Consider the following 17,627-nt stretch of genomic DNA (forward strand, 5'->3'; position numbering starts at 1 on the left):
TTTCGTGCTACCGCAAGGCGGTAAGTTCAGACATCCCCGGGAGCTTACTGGAGTAAGTGACCGGGGTGAATGGACGCAGCCAACGCGGCTGTCACGCGAAAGATGAAGGGTAATTACAATGTTACGCCGCTTTTGAAAATAGCCAGTTCCCGGAAATCGTTGCGCTCGTTGCAGGTTTGCTTGCCATTGGCGAACTCAACGATCGTATCGACAAACTCGCTCAGCAGCTGAGGCATCGCTTTACCGTGGATCAGCTGTCCGGCGTCAAAATCGATCCAGTGTTTTTTCTTGGCCGCCAACTCGCTGTTGGTCGCAATTTTCACCGTCGGCACAAAACCGCCGTACGGCGTACCGCGGCCGGTGCTGAACAGCACCATATGACAGCCCGCGCCCGCGAGGGCACTGGTAGCAACCGCATCGTTACCCGGCGCGCTCAGTAAGTTCAGGCCGTGTGTCTTCAGGCGTTCGCCGTAGCGCAGTACGTCCACCACCTGGCTGGAGCCCGCTTTTTGCGTGCAGCCCAGAGATTTATCTTCCAGCGTGGTGATCCCGCCCGCTTTGTTGCCCGGCGATGGATTCTCGTAAATCGGCTGGTCGTGAGCAATGAAGTACTGCTTAAAGTCATTGACCATGGTCACCAGCTTGCCGAAGGTTTCTTCGTCACGGCAGTGGTCCATCAGCAGCTGCTCGGCACCGAACATTTCCGGTACTTCAGTCAGCACGGTGGTGCCGCCGTTGGCAATCACGTAGTCGGAAAAACGCCCCAGCATCGGGTTGGCGGTAATACCGGACAGGCCGTCAGAGCCGCCGCATTCCAGACCAAACTTCAGCTCGCCCAGCTTACCCGGCTCACGCTTATCGTTACGCATCACGTTGTACAATTGATGGAGATGTTCAATCCCCGCTTCCACTTCGTCTTCCTGATGTTGGCAGACCATAAAGTGAACACGCTCAGGATCGTACTCACCTAAAGTTTCGCGGAAGGCATCAACCTGGTTGTTTTCACAGCCCAGGCCGACCACCAGCACCGCACCCGCATTCGGGTGGCGCACCATATTTTGCAGCATGGTACGGGTGTTGATGTGGTCGTCACCCAGTTGCGAACAGCCGTAGGTGTGACTGAAAAGATGCACGCCGTCGATACCCTCGGCGTCGTTGGTCTCTTTCAGAAAGCGGGTCTGCATCTGACGCGCCATGGCGTTGACGCAGCCGACCGTCGGCAGGATCCACAGTTCATTGCGCACGCCGACCTCGCCGTTGGCGCGACGGTAGATCTGTACATCGCGATCGGCGGGTTGAACAAGCTCTGCCTGAAAATCAGGGTGGTAGCTATACGTATCCAGGTCGCTCAGATTCGTGCGCGTGTTGTGAGCATGAATATGCTCACCCGCCGCCACGTCCACCAACGTATGACCGATTGGCAAACCGTATTTAATGACGTTTTCGCCTTGCGCAATATCACATAAAGCGAATTTATGGCCACGAGAAACCGCTTGGCGCAGGATTACCGCTTGCCCATCAACGGTGACTTCGGTTCCTTCAGCCAAATCAGCGAGCGCTACCGCGACGTTATCCAGCGTATGGATCTTGATGTATTGCATACCTTCACCCAGGCCTTAGTTCAGTTCAATGCCGAAATAATCACGCGCATTGTTGAAGCAAATATTTCTGACCATTTCACCCAACAGCTGGATATCTGCCGGCGCTTCACCTGCAGCAACCCAACGGCCAATCATCTGGCACAGGATGCGACGGAAGTATTCATGGCGCGTATATGAAAGGAAGCTACGGCTATCGGTCAGCATGCCGACGAAACGGCTCAGCAGACCGAGCTGGGCCAGTTGCGTCATCTGACGTTCCATACCGTCTTTCTGATCGTTGAACCACCAGCCGGAACCGAACTGCATCTTGCCCGGCATACCTTCGCCCTGGAAGTTGCCGATCATGGTGCCCAGCACTTCGTTATCGCGCGGGTTCAGGCAGTAGAGAATGGTTTTCGGCAGCAGGTTCTGTTCGTTCTGCTTGCTCAGCAGTTTGGACAGCTCTTCGGCCATCGGGCGATCGTTGATGGAGTCGAAGCCGACATCTGCGCCCAACAGTTTGAACTGACGCAGGTTGTTATTACGCAGCGCGCCGATGTGGTACTGCTGTACCCATTCACGACGCGCGTATTCCGCACCGAGGAACACCAGCACCGCGGTTTTAAACTGGGCAACTTCATGCTCGCTCAGCGTTTCACCCGCCAGGCGGCGTGCCAGAATGCTATCCAGTTCAGATTCGTTAGATTCAGCAAACAGCACCACGTCCAGCGCGTGGTCAGAGACTTTACAGCCGTGAGCCGCAAAGTGATCCAGACGTTTGGTCAGCGCAGCTTGCAGGTCGCTGAAGCGGCGGATATCCGTGTCAGACACCTCACCGAGCTTCGCCATATAGTCATTAAAGGTCGCCAGCTCAATGTTAAAGGCTTTATCCGGACGCCAGCTCGGCAGCACTTTCACATCAAAGCTTCCGTCTTTAGCAACGGCCGCGTGATGCTCCAGAGAGTCGATCGGGTCATCGGTGGTACCGACCATTTTCACGTTCATCTGCTGCATGATGCCGCGTGCGGAGAATTTGTCCTGCGCCAGCAGTTCATTGCACTGGTTCCAGATTTCGTCAGCCGTTGCCGGAGACAGCAGCTTACCTGTAATACCAAACGGGCGACGTAATTCGAGGTGGGTCCAATGGTACAGCGGGTTACCGATTGTGTGCGGAACCGTGGCGGCCCAGGCGTCAAACTTCTCGCGATCGGACGCATTGCCGGTACACAGGCGCTCAGCGACGCCGTTAGTACGCATCGCACGCCACTTGTAGTGGTCACCCTTCAGCCAGATGTCATACAGGTTATTAAAACGGTAGTTTTCCGCGATTTGTTGCGGTGGCAAATGGCAGTGGTAGTCGAAGATTGGCTGGTCTTTGGCGTAATCATGATACAGACGGCGGGCAAATTCGGTGTCCAACAGGAAATTTTCAGTCATAAACGGGGTCATTATCGTCTTCCTCTCAGCGAGTGCGTCAGATTGCTTATGTTTTGATGTTGACAAAGTTATCACACCAATTTCCATACTCTGAAGATATTTTCGTGAGTTAGATCAACAAATGGCGACAAAAAAATTACTCTCAAAGAGGTAAACCTCGCGCCAAGCCGCACCAGCACTGGCTTTGCTGAATCGAAATAATGACCACACGAAGATTCACACTTTTGTGATGGCACTCACCTTTTAAAGCTGTATGACAAGTTATCTTTTTGCCGTCGCGATACATAAGCCGACGGAATGCAAATTACCGATGTATCACCATCGGATTAACCGGTACGGAAACCGAATTAGCACAAATATTGACATGGCAGAGTTCGGGGAGTACCGGCTTTTTTTCGGTTACCCCCTCGTAAAAGAACATCCTCCTCCCTGAACTGGAAGATGACCGCTCGTTCGCGGACATAACAAAACGATGAGGTTTTACATGCGTAAAATTAAAGGGTTACGTTGGTACATGATCGCACTGGTGACGCTTGGCACCGTGCTGGGTTACCTGACACGTAACACTGTGGCGGCAGCTGCGCCAACTCTGATGGAAGAGTTACACATCTCCACCCAACAGTATTCCTATATCATCGCAGCGTATTCTGCTGCTTACACCGTAATGCAACCCGTTGCCGGCTATGTGCTCGATGTGCTCGGCACAAAAATTGGTTACGCGATGTTCGCCGTTCTGTGGGCCGTCTTCTGTGGCGCGACCGCACTGGCTGGTAGCTGGGGTGGACTGGCGCTGGCGCGAGGTGCAGTCGGTGCCGCTGAAGCTGCGATGATCCCTGCGGGTCTGAAAGCCAGCTCTGAATGGTTCCCGGCAAAAGAACGTTCAATCGCCGTGGGTTACTTTAACGTCGGTTCCTCTATCGGCGCGATGATTGCTCCGCCGCTGGTCGTCTGGGCTATCGTCATGCACAGCTGGCAGATGGCCTTCATTATTTCTGGTGCCCTGAGCTTCATTTGGGCCATGTGCTGGTTGGTATTTTACAAACACCCACGCGACCAGAAAAAACTGTCTGATGAAGAACGTGATTACATTCTGAATGGTCAGGAATCACAGCATAAAAACAGCACCGCCAAGAAAATGTCTCTCGGTCAGATCCTGCGTAACCGCCAGTTCTGGGGCATCGCGCTGCCGCGTTTCCTGGCAGAGCCGGCCTGGGGTACCTTCAACGCCTGGATCCCGCTGTTCATGTTTAAAGTCTACGGCTTTAACCTTAAAGAGATTGCGATGTTTGCCTGGATGCCGATGCTGTTTGCTGACCTGGGCTGTATCGTAGGGGGTTACTTACCGCCGCTGTTCCAGCGCTGGTTCGGCGTTAACCTGATCGTTTCCCGTAAAATGGTCGTCACCATGGGCGCATTGCTGATGATTGGCCCAGGGATGATCGGTCTGTTCACCAGCCCGTACATTGCTATCGCCCTGCTGTGCGTCGGCGGCTTTGCTCACCAGGCGCTGTCCGGTGCGCTGATCACGCTCTCTTCTGACGTATTTGGTCGTAATGAAGTGGCAACCGCGAACGGTCTGACCGGTATGTCCGCCTGGCTTGCAAGTACGCTGTTTGCGCTGGTCGTTGGCGCGCTGGCTGACACCATCGGCTTCAGCCCGCTGTTCGCCGTACTGGCGGTATTCGACCTGCTCGGCGCGTTAGTCATCTGGACGGTATTGCAGAACAAATCGGCCAGCGAGGTAGAGTCAGCTTCGCAAACTGGCGATCCCGCTGCGCAAAGTTAACCAGACACGATTTAACAAGGTTATGTAATGCTAAGCCGCCAGTCATCTGGCGGCTTTTTTATCGCCGCGAGTGGAGCCGTAATCGCAAAAGTGGTATAACAAATAGAGTCTGCCGTATCATGCCTGGAGCGCATATGGAAATCACCGAACCACGACGTTTGTACCAACAACTTGCCGCTGATCTGAAAGAACGCATTGAGCAGGGTGTCTACCTGGTGGGTGACAAACTCCCCGCCGAGCGCTTTATCGCCGATGAAAAAAATGTCAGCCGCACCGTGGTTCGTGAAGCGATTATCATGCTCGAGGTTGAGGGCTATGTTGAAGTGCGTAAAGGATCGGGGATCCACGTCATTTCAAACCAACCCAAACACTATGTCGCGCCAGATGAAAGTCTGGAGTTCGCCAGCTACGGTCCGTTTGAGCTGCTCCAGGCTCGCCAGCTCATAGAAAGCAACATTGCCGAGTTTGCCGCCACCCAGGTGACCAAACAGGACATCATGAAACTGATGGAAATTCAGGAGAAGTCGCGTAACGAAAAAAGCTTTCGTGACTCCGAGTGGGATCTCCTGTTCCATGTGCAGGTCGCGCTGGCAACACAGAACTCTGCCCTGGCCGCGATTGTTGAAAAAATGTGGACTCAGCGTATTCACAACCCCTACTGGAAGAAGCTGCACGACCACATCGACCTGCGTACGGTAGATAACTGGTGCGACGACCATGACCAGATCCTGCGGGCGCTGATTCGCAAAGATCCACACGCCGCCAAACTGGCGATGTGGCAGCATCTTGAGAACACAAAGCAGATGCTGTTTAACGAAACCAGCGATGATTTTGAATTCAACGCAGACCGTTATCTTTTTACCGATAATCCCGTCGTTCATCTCGATACGGCAGCTAACGGCGCAAAATAAACAATCTTAACGATGCAGGCGCGACAAAGCGCCTGTTTCTGACGCTTGGTAAGCATTAGGTATAAAGTGTCAGCCTGTGTAAATCCTCTCGCCTCCCTCCATTGCGATAAGCAAAATCACAGGACAACACCCGTAATTTCTATAACGGACTACGTTGACCTTTGTTACAATTAGTTGTTATTTGAATTTTTGTGTTTGAGAGCTTGCTTACTTCACAACTTTACAGGGAATAGTTCAGGCCGTGAATTTGTGTCAGACCGCAATCCATGTAAAAAACACCAATAAAATTGCGGCGTTACAAACTCCAGAATACCGGCATGACGACAACCGATTCTCCAGGAATATTGAATGGAACTACTGACTCAATTATTGAATGCTTTATGGGCTCAGGATTTTGAAACGCTGGCCAATCCCTCCATGATTGGCATGCTCTATTTCGTACTGTTTACCATTTTGTTTCTGGAAAATGGACTGCTGCCAGCAGCCTTTTTACCTGGCGACAGTCTACTGGTACTGGTCGGCGTACTTATCGCTAAAGGCGCGATGGGTTTTCCGCAAACGGTACTGCTGCTCACCACCGCGGCCAGCCTGGGTTGCTGGCTCAGCTATATCCAGGGGAGATGGCTGGGAAATACCCGCACCGTTCAAAACTGGCTGTCTCATCTACCCGCGCACTACCATCAGCGCGCACATCATCTGTTCCATAAGCATGGCTTGTCTGCCCTGCTGGTCGGTCGCTTTATCGCGTTTGTCAGAACATTACTGCCGACCATCGCAGGATTGTCCGGTCTGAACAATGCGCGCTTTCAGTTCTTTAACTGGATGAGCGGACTGCTTTGGGTTCTGATTCTCACAACGCTTGGCTATCTGCTGGGCAAAACACCAGTGTTTCTCAAATATGAAGATCAGCTGATGTCTTGTCTGATGCTGCTTCCCGTGGTGTTACTGGTGTTTGGTCTGGCAGGTTCACTGGTTGTGCTTTGGAAAAAGAAATACGGGAACCGAGGGTAAATTATGCTGAAATCATGCATAACACTCCGACGACTGGCCTGGACGACTACTTTTATGCTGTTTATCGGCGCGCTGCTCCTGACCTGGTCGGTCATCCGCCAGCAGGAGTCAACGCTTGCCATTCGTGCTGTAAACCAGGGAGCCACCATGCCTGATGGCTTCTCTATCTGGCATCACCTGGACGCCAACGGCATTCGCTTTAAAAGCATTACTCCGCAAAATGACGCGCTGCTGATCACCTTTGATTCCAGCGCGCAAAGCGCAGCCGCAAAGGTCGTGCTGGACCGAACGTTACCGCACGGTTTCGTTATTGCTCAGCAGGATGATGATAATCAGGCGGTACAGTGGTTATCCCGCTTACGTGATACCCCGCACCGTTTTGGTTAATCTCCAGGAATCTGAATTAGATCACTCACTTTGGTGATTTCATCATTTAGCGCCTATGATTAATAAACTGGGTTTATGACCCATTGCTTTATTATTCTGGAGCATCGGCCAAAGCCACAAGGTCGAATCACAATGGAAGGTTCAAGAATGAAATACCGCATCGCTTTAGCAATTAGTCTTTTCGCTCTCAGTGCCGGCAGTTACGCCTCCACCCTCTGTCAGGAAAAAGAACAGGATATTCAGCGGGAGATAAGCTATGCCGAAAAGCACAACAATCAAAACCGCATCAATGGTCTGAACAAAGCGCTGAGCGAAGTTCGGGCAAATTGTACTGACAGCAAACTGCGCGCCGACCATCAGAAAAAAATCGCCGAGCAGAAAAATGAGATAGCCGAGCGTCAACGTGATTTGGCCGAGGCGAAGCAAAAAGGCGATGCGGATAAGATAGCCAAGCGCGAACATAAGCTTGCTGAAGCTCAGCAAGAGCTGAAAGAACTCGAGACACGCGATTACTAAGTACGGTAACTAGCCACTCAACTGGAGAAAACTATGTCGAAAGATAATGCTACGGAAAACCTGCGCGCTGAGCTGAAATCTCTTGCGGATACGCTTGAAGAAGTACTTAGCTCCTCTGGCGATAAGTCGAAGGAAGAGATGAGTAAAATTCGCAGCAAAGCCGAACATGCGTTACGCGAGAGCCGCCATCGTCTGAGCGAAACCAGCGATGTGATTGCTAAACAGACCCGTGAGGCAGCGGCAAAAGCCGATAACTACGTACGCGAAAACCCATGGACAGGCGTCGGCATTGGCGCAGCAGTCGGTGTGGTGCTTGGTGTACTGCTGTCGCGCCGTTAATAATGGCAGACTCTCAACACGCACAAGGTCCAGGCAAAGGCGTACTGGGTATTGGACAGCGGATCCTGACGATTCTCGTTGAGATCGTAGAGACGCGGCTGCGGCTGGCCGTCGTTGAGCTGGAAGAGGAAAAAGCCAATCTCATCCAGATCCTGCTGATGCTTGGGCTGACCATGCTGTTCGTGGCGTTTGGTCTGATGAGCCTGATGGTGCTTATCATCTGGGCCATAGACCCGCAGTATCGCCTTAACGCCATGATTGCCACCACCGTTGTGCTGTTGCTTTTAGCGCTTATCGGCGGGCTATGGACGCTGAGTAAAGCGCGTAAAACAACGCTGCTACGCCATACGCGCAATGAACTCGCTAACGACAGGCAGGCCCTGGAGGATGATGCATAATGAGCAGTAAAGTCGAACGTCAACAACGTAAGGCGCAACTGCTTGGACAGATCCAGCAGCAACGGCTGGATCTGTCTGCCACTCGCCGCGACTGGCTTGAAGCCACCGAAGTTTACGATCGTGGCTGGAAGACGCTGCTGAACCTGCGTGGCTGGGTGTTGGTCGGAAGCAGTATTATGGCGGTTCGCACCATTCGTAACCCGAATCTGCTGGTACGCTGGGCTAAACGCGGCTTCAGCGTGTGGAGCATCTGGCGTCTGGTTAAATCGACCATCAGACAACAGCAACTGCGCGGCTAATCACCTCTCCCCCCCTAACCTCAAATTTTTTGAAAATTTCTGACAGTTTTCCTTGCTAACAATTGTCATTAGCCGCGTTTATGATTCTCTCCATCGACAGCAACGACGCACTCTGCGACGTCGTTGCACAAAAAAACACAATAAGCCGCCTGAGTGGTTTCCTGGAGAGTATGATGAAGAAATTAGAAGATGTTGGTGTACTGGTAGCGCGCATTCTGATGCCAATCCTGTTTATTACCGCAGGTTGGGGAAAAATCACCGGATATGCGGGTACCCAACAGTACATGGAAGCCATGGGCGTCCCAGGATTTATGTTACCGCTGGTTATCCTGCTTGAGTTTGGCGGCGGTCTGGCCATCCTGTTTGGTTTCCTGACCCGTACTACCGCACTATTCACCGCGGGCTTCACGCTGCTGACGGCGTTCCTCTTCCACAGCAACTTTGCGGAAGGTGTGAACTCTCTGATGTTTATGAAAAACCTGACCATCGCAGGCGGCTTCCTGCTGCTGGCTATCACCGGTCCGGGCGCATTCAGCATCGACCGTGTACTGAATAAAAAATGGTAAGCGAGCTATACTAAACGCATCAAAAAGCGAGGAGACATCTCCTCGCTTTTGCTATCTGAGGAGGCGAAAACATGGGACAACTCATTGACGGCGTATGGCATGACACCTGGTATGACACCAAATCAACCGGGGGAAAATTTCAACGCTCTGCATCAGCTTTCCGTAACTGGCTCACCGCGGATGGCGCACCGGGTCCAACGGGCGAAGGGGGTTTCGCCGCCGAAAAAGACCGCTATCATCTCTACGTTTCTCTGGCCTGTCCGTGGGCGCATCGCACGCTGATCTTGCGTAAACTCAAAGGGCTGGAACCGTTTATTTCCGTTTCCGTTGTGCATCCGCTGATGCTGGAAAACGGCTGGACCTTTGACGATAACTTCCCGGCGGCAACCGGCGATACCCTGTATCAGCACGAATTTCTTTATCAACTCTATTTACACGCCGATCCGCACTACAGCGGTCGGGTGACCGTTCCGGTGTTGTGGGACAAAAAGAACCACACCATTGTCAGCAACGAATCTGCAGATATCATCCGTATGTTTAACACTGCGTTTGATGCGCTGGGCGCGAAAGCCGGGGATTACTATCCACCCGCTCTACAAACTAAAATCGACGAGCTGAACGGCTGGATTTATGACAACGTCAATAACGGCGTTTATAAAGCCGGATTTGCCACCAGTCAGGAAGCCTACGACGACGCCGTAGAAAAAGTCTTTCAATCTCTGGCGCGACTGGAGCAGATCCTTGGGCAACATCGCTACCTGACCGGGGACCAGTTAACAGAGGCCGATATTCGCCTGTGGACCACGCTGGTGCGCTTTGATCCTGTGTATGTGACGCACTTCAAGTGCGACAAACACCGGATTAGCGACTATCTGAACCTGTACGGTTTCCTGCGCGATATCTACCAGATGCCAGGCATTGCGGAGACCGTTAATTTTGATCACATCCGCAATCACTACTTCCGTAGCCACAAAACCATTAACCCGACCGGCATTATTTCTGTCGGACCGTGGCAGGACCTCAACGAACCCCACGGGCGTGATGACCGTTTTGCCTGATTGACACAGGTCCCCTTTGGGGCCAAATAATTAATACTGCAAATATTTACCAGTATTCCATTCACGGCTATTCTTAATTTGATTGCTTTAAAAACAAGTAATTGAATACAGAACGAGGCAAAAATGGATTGGTATTTAAACGTATTAAAGAACTACTTTGGTTTTGGGGGCCGCGCGCGTCGTAAAGAATACTGGATGTTTGTGCTGGTCAACATCATCTTTACGTTCGTGCTGGGCATTCTGGACAGAATGCTTGGCTGGGAACGCGCCGGAGGGGAAGGCATATTAACGACGATTTATGGGGTTCTGGTCTTTATCCCGTGGTGGGCGGTGCAGTTCCGGCGTTTACATGACACCGACCGCTCAGCCTGGTGGCTACTGGTGCTGCTGATCCCGATTGTAGGCTGGTTGGTAATCATCATTTTCAACTGTCAAAACGGGACTCAGGGGAGCAACCGCTTCGGCGCTGACCCCAAACAACTGTCCTGATGTAATACACCATCTTGTCGGCCGGATAAGGTGCATTTGCACCGCATCCGGCGTAACAGCCCTGCTATTTACCCGCAAACAGCTTGGGAATTTCCCGCAAACACCAGGATTTCGCTTCGCCCATGCTGTCTCGACGCCAGGCCATAATAATATCAATTTCGCTTGTCGATTCCGGGCTAACCACACGCAACCGACCCGCCGCAATGTCCTCTTCCACCAGCGGGTATGGCATCGTCGCCACGCCAAGGCCGGCCAACAGCGCCTGGCGTTTATCTTCTATCGAACTCACCGTCAGACGCGGCTGTTTATCCAGCAGTTGAACCGTCAGCACCGGACGTTCGCGGGCCGTGTCCGCCACCGCGATTCCACGGTACTTCACGCGGGTGACTTCCGATAACGGTTCCGGTTCCTGATGAATTGGATGATCCGGGGCCGCCACATATACGTTCATCAACGAGTACAGCTTGCGCGAGTTGATTTCCGAAGATGAGCGAAAATGCATATCCGGCGCAATCACGATATCCGCCCGCCCCTGCTCCAGACGCTCCCACGCCCCGGCCAGAACTTCGGTAATAACGGAAAGCTGGGTATTGGCCTTCCCGGCAAGTCTGTCGATCAGCGGGAAAAACGCCGCCGTCGGCACCAGCGCTTCGGTGACGATGGTCAGATGCGTTTCCCAACCGCGAGCCAGCGCTTCGGCATCGGTGGTCAGCTTATCTGCAGCTTCCAGCAGTACACGCCCACGTTCCAGCAGCATACGCCCGACGTTGGTGAATTTTGTGCGATGACCTGAACGGTCGAACAGCACGACGTCCAGCTCTTCCTCCAGCTTCTGCATGGTATAGCTGAGCGCGGAAGGAACGCGCCCCAGTTCGTCCGCTGCGGCGGCAAAGCTGCCACGCCGGTCTATTGCGTCCATGACGCGTAACGCCTCAAGCGTTAAAGCCCTTTCTTTGGCCATCTCGTTCTCATTCAGGAAATTTGAACATACCGGGCAGAATATCTGGCTAACAATGCAGCGTCTAGCCATTTAACATAAAAGGAAGTAAAGAGAGGTCAAGAACTATGATTACTACCCGTACAGCCAAACAATGCGGGCAAGCAGACTACGGCTGGCTGCAGGCCCGTTATACCTTCTCCTTTGGACACTATTTTGATCCTAAACTGCTGGGTTATGCCTCGCTGCGTGTTCTGAACCAGGAAGTTCTGGCACCGGGAGCCTCTTTCCAGCCACGTACCTATCCGAAGGTAGATATCGTCAATCTGATCCTCGAAGGGGAAGCGGAGTATCGCGACAGTGAAGGGAACCATATCCAGGCCAAGGCAGGAGAAGTTTTACTGCTCGCCACACAGCCGGGAATTAGCTACAGCGAACACAATGTCAGCAAAGATAAACCGTTAACCCGAATGCAGCTCTGGCTGGATGCCTGCCCGCAGCGCGAAAACGCCTGCGTACAGAAAGCCACGCTGAGTGCCGGTAAGCATCAGTTGCTCGCCTCGCCGGATGGAGAACAAGGTAGCCTGCATCTGCGTCAACAGGTATGGGTGCACCACGTTGAACTGCAACAAGGTGAATCGCTGAGTTTTCAGTTACATGGGCCGCGGGCTTACTTACAGTCGATCCACGGCAGATTCCATGCGGTGACATCTGGCGCCGAAAAGGAAGCGCTCACCTGCGGCGATGGCGCATTTATTCGTGACGAAACTAACATAACGTTAGTCGCCGATACCGCGCTGCGCGCTTTGCTGATAGATTTGCCCGTATAGTCAGGGAAAACAATGGAGTACGACTATTGAGCAAGAAATCACCAAAAAAACGCCAGCCGCAGGTTGAGCCGAAAAAACAGGATACTGTGACCTTCGGCTATGAAGAAATGCTGACAGAGCTGGAAGCGATTGTGGCGGATGCCGAGTTACGGCTGGAAGACGAAGAAGCCGCCTGAAAAGGCGGCTTAGAGTTATGCCGGGGGCGATTCCGCCTTACCCGGCCTGCAGATTAATGTGCCTTACTGGCCATAATCTCAATGATCTGCTTGTCGGTTTCCTGCATCGAGCGACACGCCAGCGCACACAGGTTCGTGATCGATTGCTCCACGTTGTGCGCCACAATCCCTTCATTGCCGGTCACAGCGGTATCATCCAGCGCCATCAGCACCGCTTTCCACGCCGCAGATGCGCTGGTTGAAACTTTCATCGCGCAGCTGTTTGAGGCGCCATCGCAAATCATTCCGCTCACGTCGCCAATCATGCTGCTGATTGCCATCGCGATGGTGTTGTAGCGACCATCAACAATCCACGCCATCCCCGCCGCGGCGCCCATCGCCGCCGTGGTTGCCGCACACAGTGCAGACAAACGCGGAAGCTGATGATGGATGTAGATAGCGCTCAGGTGAGACAACATCAGCGCACGCGCCAGTTTCTCTTCATCCGCACCAAAGTGCTCAGCCACCACCATTACCGGAACGGTCGCGGTAATCCCCTGATTACCGGAGCCCGAGTTGCTCATTGCCGGAAGCGTCGCCCCGCCCATTCGCGCATCCGATGCCGCACTGGTGCGGATCAGAATAGAGGTGGAGAGATCGTTCGCCAGCAGGCCACGCGCGCACTGCTTCTCAAGCGTGGTTCCGATGTGCAAGCCCCAGTTACCGCGCAGCCCTTCCTGGGACAGCGCACCGTTCAGTTTCGCCGCATCGAGAATAAAGCGGATTGACTCAAACGGTACCGCGTTCACGAACGCCAGAATCTCTTCCAGCGACGTGTGGGACAATACCGCCAGCGGTGACTCCTGCTCCTCTTCCTGCGCGTTCTGTTCTGTCGTGAACACCACGCCCTTATTGGTCTCAATGTGCACAATGTTGGTATGACCACCAACAATCGTCACGCACGCCCATCCTTCAGCGCTATAAACCTTCGCACGGGAGAAGAGAATGTCCTCGCATGGCTCCTGCAGCATCACCGCGACCTTCCCGGCGGTAAGCATCGCTTTCGCATCGGCAATCGCTTGAGGCGAGGCGTCTTTCAGTACCTCTAAACCGGCGTGGGCATTTCCCCCCAGCGCACCCAGTGCCGCCGCGACAGGCAGCCCAACCATTCCGGTACCCGGCACGGTAACGCCCATGCCGTTTTTCATCAGGTTCGGTGAGACCCACGCATCAATGCGTTCAACCGCGCCGTCCAGCTCAGAGGAGGCGACCGCTGCCGCCAGAGCCAGAGAGATAGGTTCCGTGCAGCCCAGCGCAGGCTTAACTTCTTCCTGCACCGCGCGGATAAAACTATCCCATAATGGATTCAATGTAGTCTCAAACATAACAACAACCTTTGCTCAGATATCTCAGGAAAATGCCAGGAACGGAGAAACGCACAGCAGCAGGCCCGTGATAATAATCAGATACAGGGAAGCGCCTTTGTATTTGTGCAGTGCAGGAACTTTGTAGACCAGCCAGGCCGGGATCAGACATCCCACCATGCCGAAGATAGGGCTACAAATAGAAGTGAAGCTCAGTACCGGCGCATTGAGCACAATGGCTCCCCACGCCAGCAGGATAGCGAAAACCATAATGCCGCGCTGAACCAGGGTCTCATTGATTTTCTCGGCTGGCATTTTGCGGCGCAGCACGTTCATCACGATCCCTTGAGTGGCTTCACGGAACCCTAAGTAAACGCCGAAGAAAGCGGTCATTACGGCAAAGATGTTCAGAATAACGCTGACGATTTTCACCCAGCCAGCACCCGCGCCGCTGATAAACTGCGCGGCAATCGCCAGAGCGGAAATGTTCTGCTCATAAGCTTTAACCGCTTCGTCATGGCCCATCGCCAGCGTGAAGGAAACGGCGTAGAAAAAGACGGTCACAAACAGAATACCGAACGCAATATTCATGGCTCGCAGGGCTTTATGGCGTGCCACTTCAATGGATTTATTGCGAGAACGATAGGAGATAACCATCGGGCTTAAGGTCTGAATAAACAGAATCGAGGTCAGGGTAAACGGCAGCGTGATAATCGCGTTTTTGATCAGCAGCGCCATCGGCGGCAGTGAACCTACGTTATATAAATGCCACATCCCAACCATCGACACGCCAAGCGCCGCCACCACCAGTAGCTTGGTCAGTACCATACCGGTGGAGATTTTAAACAGCAGTTTTTCCCCGCGGGACGAGATAGCCACCAGGATGCAAATCAGCACCAGGCCATAGAACGGGCTGTCGGACAGTAACCCTTCAGTAACACCAAAAGTATGCAGGTAAGAGGCGCTATCGTTGGTGATGGCGGTGGAATAGACGAACATCCAGATAGCCAGCATCACAAAATACAACGCACCTAACAGGATGCCCCAGTTCTTACCCAGATAGCCGCTGATTACGCTCGGGTAGTCTTTACACTCTGGGGACTCAGCCAGCGTATTAATAAACAGACGCTGGAACAGATACATGGCTGGGTAGCCGATGATAGAGGAGAGCAAAAACACCCACAGCCCCATCAAACCCACCTGGACGGGAAGAAAAACAATCCCCGCACCAATTGCCATACCGATACTCATAATGACCCAGCCGGTGTCCATGCTGTCGAATTTAATGGCTTCACGCCATTCACTTTCGGTCATTCCCGCCCGACGTGCCGGAGCAGATGCGTCGAGTATTACGCTGTTATTCGTTGCCGTTTCCATAATTTTCCGCTCAATGTGTAGGTAGAGGTTTTTATATTTTTTTCGTACTGCCTCAATGCGATACGCAGTACTACGGTGCAGGTGAGCTATTGGAGTAATGAGGAAATCATACGCGCAGGATCAGAGAAAAACTTCACAAACAAACCCCTGTAATTTCTAAAAGTTAAGAAATATTTTCTCTTTTATTTCCATATAAAGAATTGATTTTCTATATTTGAAGCAGATCACAACAAAAAAGGCGCACTAACGTGCACCTTTTTTTATCATGCCATATTGATTAATTTATTGCTGGATAGCGCTGCGCTTACCAGGCACGGCTTTTCACCTCAGGTACAAACCACTTTAATTGCCAGCCCACCGCGTGAGGTTTCACGGTATTTGTCGTTCATATCTTTACCCGTTTCATACATGGTCTCGATCACTTTATCGAGCGAAACGCGTGGTTCTGATGTTCGACGTAGCGCCATGCGCGCGGCGTTGACGGCTTTTACTGCGTTGATCGCATTACGTTCAATGCACGGTATTTGCACCTGTCCGGCTACCGGATCGCAGGTCAGCCCCAGGTTATGCTCCATGGCGATTTCCGCTGCGATACAGACCTGCGACGGGCTACCGCCCAGCAGTTCTGTCAGACCGGCAGCCGCCATTGAACAGGCTACGCCAATCTCACCCTGGCAGCCCACCTCAGCACCAGAAATAGAGGCGTTCATCTTATACAGCGCGCCTATCGCCCCCGCGGCCAGCAAATAGCGGGCAATGGAGTTCGCATTCACCGGACGGCGGAACTTGTCGTAATAGGCCAATACGGCGGGAATAATCCCACATGCACCGTTGGTCGGCGCCGTCACAACACGGCACCCGGCGGCGTTTTCTTCGCTCACGGCCAGCGCGAACATGTTGATCCAGTCAATAACGTTCATCGGATCGCTGGACAGATTGTCGCTGGAAACCAGCAACCGACGTAACGCCACGGCGCGACGCGGAACGTTAAGCGGCCCCGGCAGGACGCCTTCGGTGTTCATGCCGCGCTCAATCCCGGCGTGCATGACGTCCCAAATGGCGGCAAAGCCAGCATCGATTTCCTCTTTGCTGCGCATCGCCAGCTCGTTTTGCATCATCAAGCCGGAAACAGACAGCCCATTGCGCTCGCACAGTTTCAGCAGTTCGCTGGCGGAATGAAAATTGTAGGGCACGTGTGCTTCAACATCATGCACCTGCCCAAATTGCTCCTCTTCAATGATAAAACCACCGCCGACGGAGTAATAGGTTTTGCTTAATAGCCTCTCGGTGCCGTTCCACGCGGTGATACGCATGCCATTTTCATGGCGTGGCAGGGTTTCGGTATGAAAGAGAATATTTTCATCTGGAGAGAAATCGACAACATGCGCGCCCTCAGCAACCGGCAAACGTCCGGTACGGGCCACTTCCTGAGTAAAACCAGCGATTGAGTCAATATTAACGTTTTGCGGACTGTTACCGGCCAGCCCCATCATGATCGCGACATCTGTCGCATGACCTTTCCCGGTCAGGGAAAGCGATCCGTAAAGATCGACCACAATATGCGTGGCTCTGGGGAGTTCGCCGCTGCTGACCAACAGATCGATAAAGCTTTTACCTGCGTTCATTGGCCCCACGGTATGGGAGCTGGAAGGTCCAATGCCAATCTTGAAAATATCGAATGCGCTAATCATATCCACACCCTCGGATTGCCGTTCAGTGAAGACCAGGTTTCACACTCATTAAGGATTGGGGCGATCCTGAGATCGCCCCGCAAGGGATTACAGCGTGTCGCCACGTACGGCGATGGCTTCAATCTCCAGCTTCACATCCTTTGGTAAGCGGGCGACCTGTACGCAACTGCGCGTGGGGTAGGTAGCCTGATGCTCATCAAAGAACTGCTGGTACACCTGGTTAATGGTGGCGAAGTCGTTCAGGTCGGATACGAAAACGGTAGTCTTCACGATATCGCTCACTTTCAAACCTGCGGACTCGACGATCGCTTTCACGTTTTCCAGGCTTTGACGTGCCTGATCGGCCACGTTTTCTGCCACTTCACCGGTCTGTGGACACACCGGGATTTGACCTGACGTCAACACCATGCTGCCCAGGTCCACGCCCTGTACGTAAGGCCCAATCGCCCCTGGCGCACATTCGGTTGCAATAACTTTTCTCATAATCCCTCCGGCG

The 17,627-nt window shown here is 52.9% G+C and carries 20 protein-coding genes; 13 read left to right on the forward strand and 7 right to left on the reverse strand.

The genetic code is table 11. The features are described 5' to 3' along the window. Positions 1-113: 113 nt before the first annotated feature. On the reverse strand, positions 114-1,601 hold the full coding sequence (locus WC7_RS05215) for a UxaA family hydrolase (RefSeq protein WP_016154614.1): 1,488 nt from the start codon (positions 1,599-1,601) through the stop codon (positions 114-116). Between the two features lie 15 nt (positions 1,602-1,616). Continuing rightward, positions 1,617-3,029 carry a glucuronate isomerase gene (gene uxaC, locus WC7_RS05210; protein ID WP_016154615.1) on the reverse strand — a complete coding sequence of 471 codons (1,413 nt, stop codon included), beginning with the start codon at positions 3,027-3,029 and terminating at the stop codon, positions 1,617-1,619. 472 nt (positions 3,030-3,501) lie between these two features. Here uxaC and WC7_RS05205 point away from each other — a divergent pair, with 472 nt between their 5' ends. The 11 genes from WC7_RS05205 to WC7_RS05155 all read left to right on the forward strand — a co-directional run bounded on the left by WC7_RS05205 (position 3,502) and on the right by WC7_RS05155 (position 10,777). Then, positions 3,502-4,803: an MFS transporter gene (locus WC7_RS05205; protein ID WP_016154616.1), complete on the forward strand. Its 1,302-nt coding sequence runs from the start codon at positions 3,502-3,504 to the stop codon at positions 4,801-4,803. Between the two features lie 134 nt (positions 4,804-4,937). Next, positions 4,938-5,714, forward strand: coding sequence for a transcriptional regulator ExuR (exuR, locus tag WC7_RS05200; protein ID WP_016154617.1), 777 nt, complete (start codon positions 4,938-4,940; stop codon positions 5,712-5,714). A 348-nt stretch (positions 5,715-6,062) separates the two neighbouring features. Then, the gene (gene yqjA, locus WC7_RS05195; protein WP_003024820.1) at positions 6,063-6,725 is read left to right on the forward strand and encodes a DedA family general envelope maintenance protein YqjA; all 663 of its coding nucleotides are present in this window, start codon (positions 6,063-6,065) and stop codon (positions 6,723-6,725) included. An 18-nt stretch (positions 6,726-6,743) separates the two neighbouring features. Further along, complete coding sequence (gene mzrA / locus WC7_RS05190; RefSeq protein WP_029139667.1) at positions 6,744-7,112, forward strand: EnvZ/OmpR regulon moderator MzrA; 369 nt, start codon at positions 6,744-6,746, stop codon at positions 7,110-7,112. 147 nt (positions 7,113-7,259) lie between these two features. Next, positions 7,260-7,628, forward strand: coding sequence for a DUF1090 domain-containing protein (locus WC7_RS05185; protein ID WP_016154619.1), 369 nt, complete (start codon positions 7,260-7,262; stop codon positions 7,626-7,628). Between the two features lie 33 nt (positions 7,629-7,661). Then, a complete protein-coding gene (locus WC7_RS05180; protein ID WP_003024832.1) occupies positions 7,662-7,967 on the forward strand; it encodes an ElaB/YgaM/YqjD family protein in 306 nt (101 codons plus the stop codon). A 2-nt stretch (positions 7,968-7,969) separates the two neighbouring features. Next, a complete protein-coding gene (locus tag WC7_RS05175; RefSeq protein WP_016154620.1) occupies positions 7,970-8,365 on the forward strand; it encodes a phage holin family protein in 396 nt (131 codons plus the stop codon). Then, on the forward strand, positions 8,365-8,664 hold the full coding sequence (locus tag WC7_RS05170) for a YqjK-like family protein (protein WP_003024845.1): 300 nt from the start codon (positions 8,365-8,367) through the stop codon (positions 8,662-8,664). Before WC7_RS05175 ends, WC7_RS05170 begins: the two co-directional genes overlap by 1 nt. A gap of 173 nt (positions 8,665-8,837) precedes the next feature. Then, entirely contained in the window at positions 8,838-9,230 is a 393-nt protein-coding gene (locus WC7_RS05165; protein WP_003024847.1) for a DoxX family protein, read from the forward strand. Positions 9,231-9,301: 71 nt separating this feature from the next. Continuing rightward, positions 9,302-10,288, forward strand: coding sequence for a glutathionyl-hydroquinone reductase YqjG (gene yqjG, locus WC7_RS05160; protein WP_016154622.1), 987 nt, complete (start codon positions 9,302-9,304; stop codon positions 10,286-10,288). Positions 10,289-10,411: 123 nt separating this feature from the next. Then, positions 10,412-10,777 carry a DUF805 domain-containing protein gene (locus tag WC7_RS05155; RefSeq protein ID WP_016154623.1) on the forward strand — a complete coding sequence of 122 codons (366 nt, stop codon included), beginning with the start codon at positions 10,412-10,414 and terminating at the stop codon, positions 10,775-10,777. Positions 10,778-10,841: 64 nt separating this feature from the next. Here WC7_RS05155 and yhaJ read toward each other — a convergent pair whose 3' ends face one another. Continuing rightward, the gene (yhaJ, locus tag WC7_RS05150; RefSeq protein ID WP_016154624.1) at positions 10,842-11,738 is read right to left on the reverse strand and encodes a DNA-binding transcriptional regulator YhaJ; all 897 of its coding nucleotides are present in this window, start codon (positions 11,736-11,738) and stop codon (positions 10,842-10,844) included. A gap of 104 nt (positions 11,739-11,842) precedes the next feature. On the opposite strand from yhaJ, the gene WC7_RS05145 reads away from it, so the two are divergent. Next, positions 11,843-12,544 (forward strand): pirin family protein, encoded by a 702-nt coding sequence (locus tag WC7_RS05145; RefSeq protein ID WP_016154625.1) that lies wholly within the window; start codon positions 11,843-11,845, stop codon positions 12,542-12,544. Between the two features lie 26 nt (positions 12,545-12,570). Then, the gene (locus tag WC7_RS26850) at positions 12,571-12,720 is read left to right on the forward strand and encodes a hypothetical protein (protein ID WP_016154626.1); all 150 of its coding nucleotides are present in this window, start codon (positions 12,571-12,573) and stop codon (positions 12,718-12,720) included. 53 nt (positions 12,721-12,773) lie between these two features. On the opposite strand, the gene WC7_RS05140 is transcribed toward WC7_RS26850, so the two are convergent. The 4 genes from WC7_RS05140 to WC7_RS05125 all read right to left on the reverse strand — a co-directional run bounded on the left by WC7_RS05140 (position 12,774) and on the right by WC7_RS05125 (position 17,614). Next, a complete protein-coding gene (locus WC7_RS05140; protein WP_016154627.1) occupies positions 12,774-14,084 on the reverse strand; it encodes an L-cysteine desulfidase family protein in 1,311 nt (436 codons plus the stop codon). Between the two features lie 24 nt (positions 14,085-14,108). Next, positions 14,109-15,440 carry an SLC5/6 family protein gene (locus tag WC7_RS05135; protein ID WP_016154628.1) on the reverse strand — a complete coding sequence of 444 codons (1,332 nt, stop codon included), beginning with the start codon at positions 15,438-15,440 and terminating at the stop codon, positions 14,109-14,111. A gap of 326 nt (positions 15,441-15,766) precedes the next feature. After that, on the reverse strand, positions 15,767-17,131 hold the full coding sequence (gene tdcG, locus WC7_RS05130; RefSeq protein WP_016154629.1) for an L-serine ammonia-lyase: 1,365 nt from the start codon (positions 17,129-17,131) through the stop codon (positions 15,767-15,769). A gap of 87 nt (positions 17,132-17,218) precedes the next feature. After that, positions 17,219-17,614 (reverse strand): enamine/imine deaminase, encoded by a 396-nt coding sequence (locus WC7_RS05125; RefSeq protein ID WP_016154630.1) that lies wholly within the window; start codon positions 17,612-17,614, stop codon positions 17,219-17,221. Positions 17,615-17,627: the final 13 nt, after the last annotated feature.

Source organism: Citrobacter sp. KTE151, assembly GCF_000398845.1.
Taxonomy (GTDB): Bacteria; Pseudomonadota; Gammaproteobacteria; order Enterobacterales; family Enterobacteriaceae; genus Citrobacter; species Citrobacter braakii.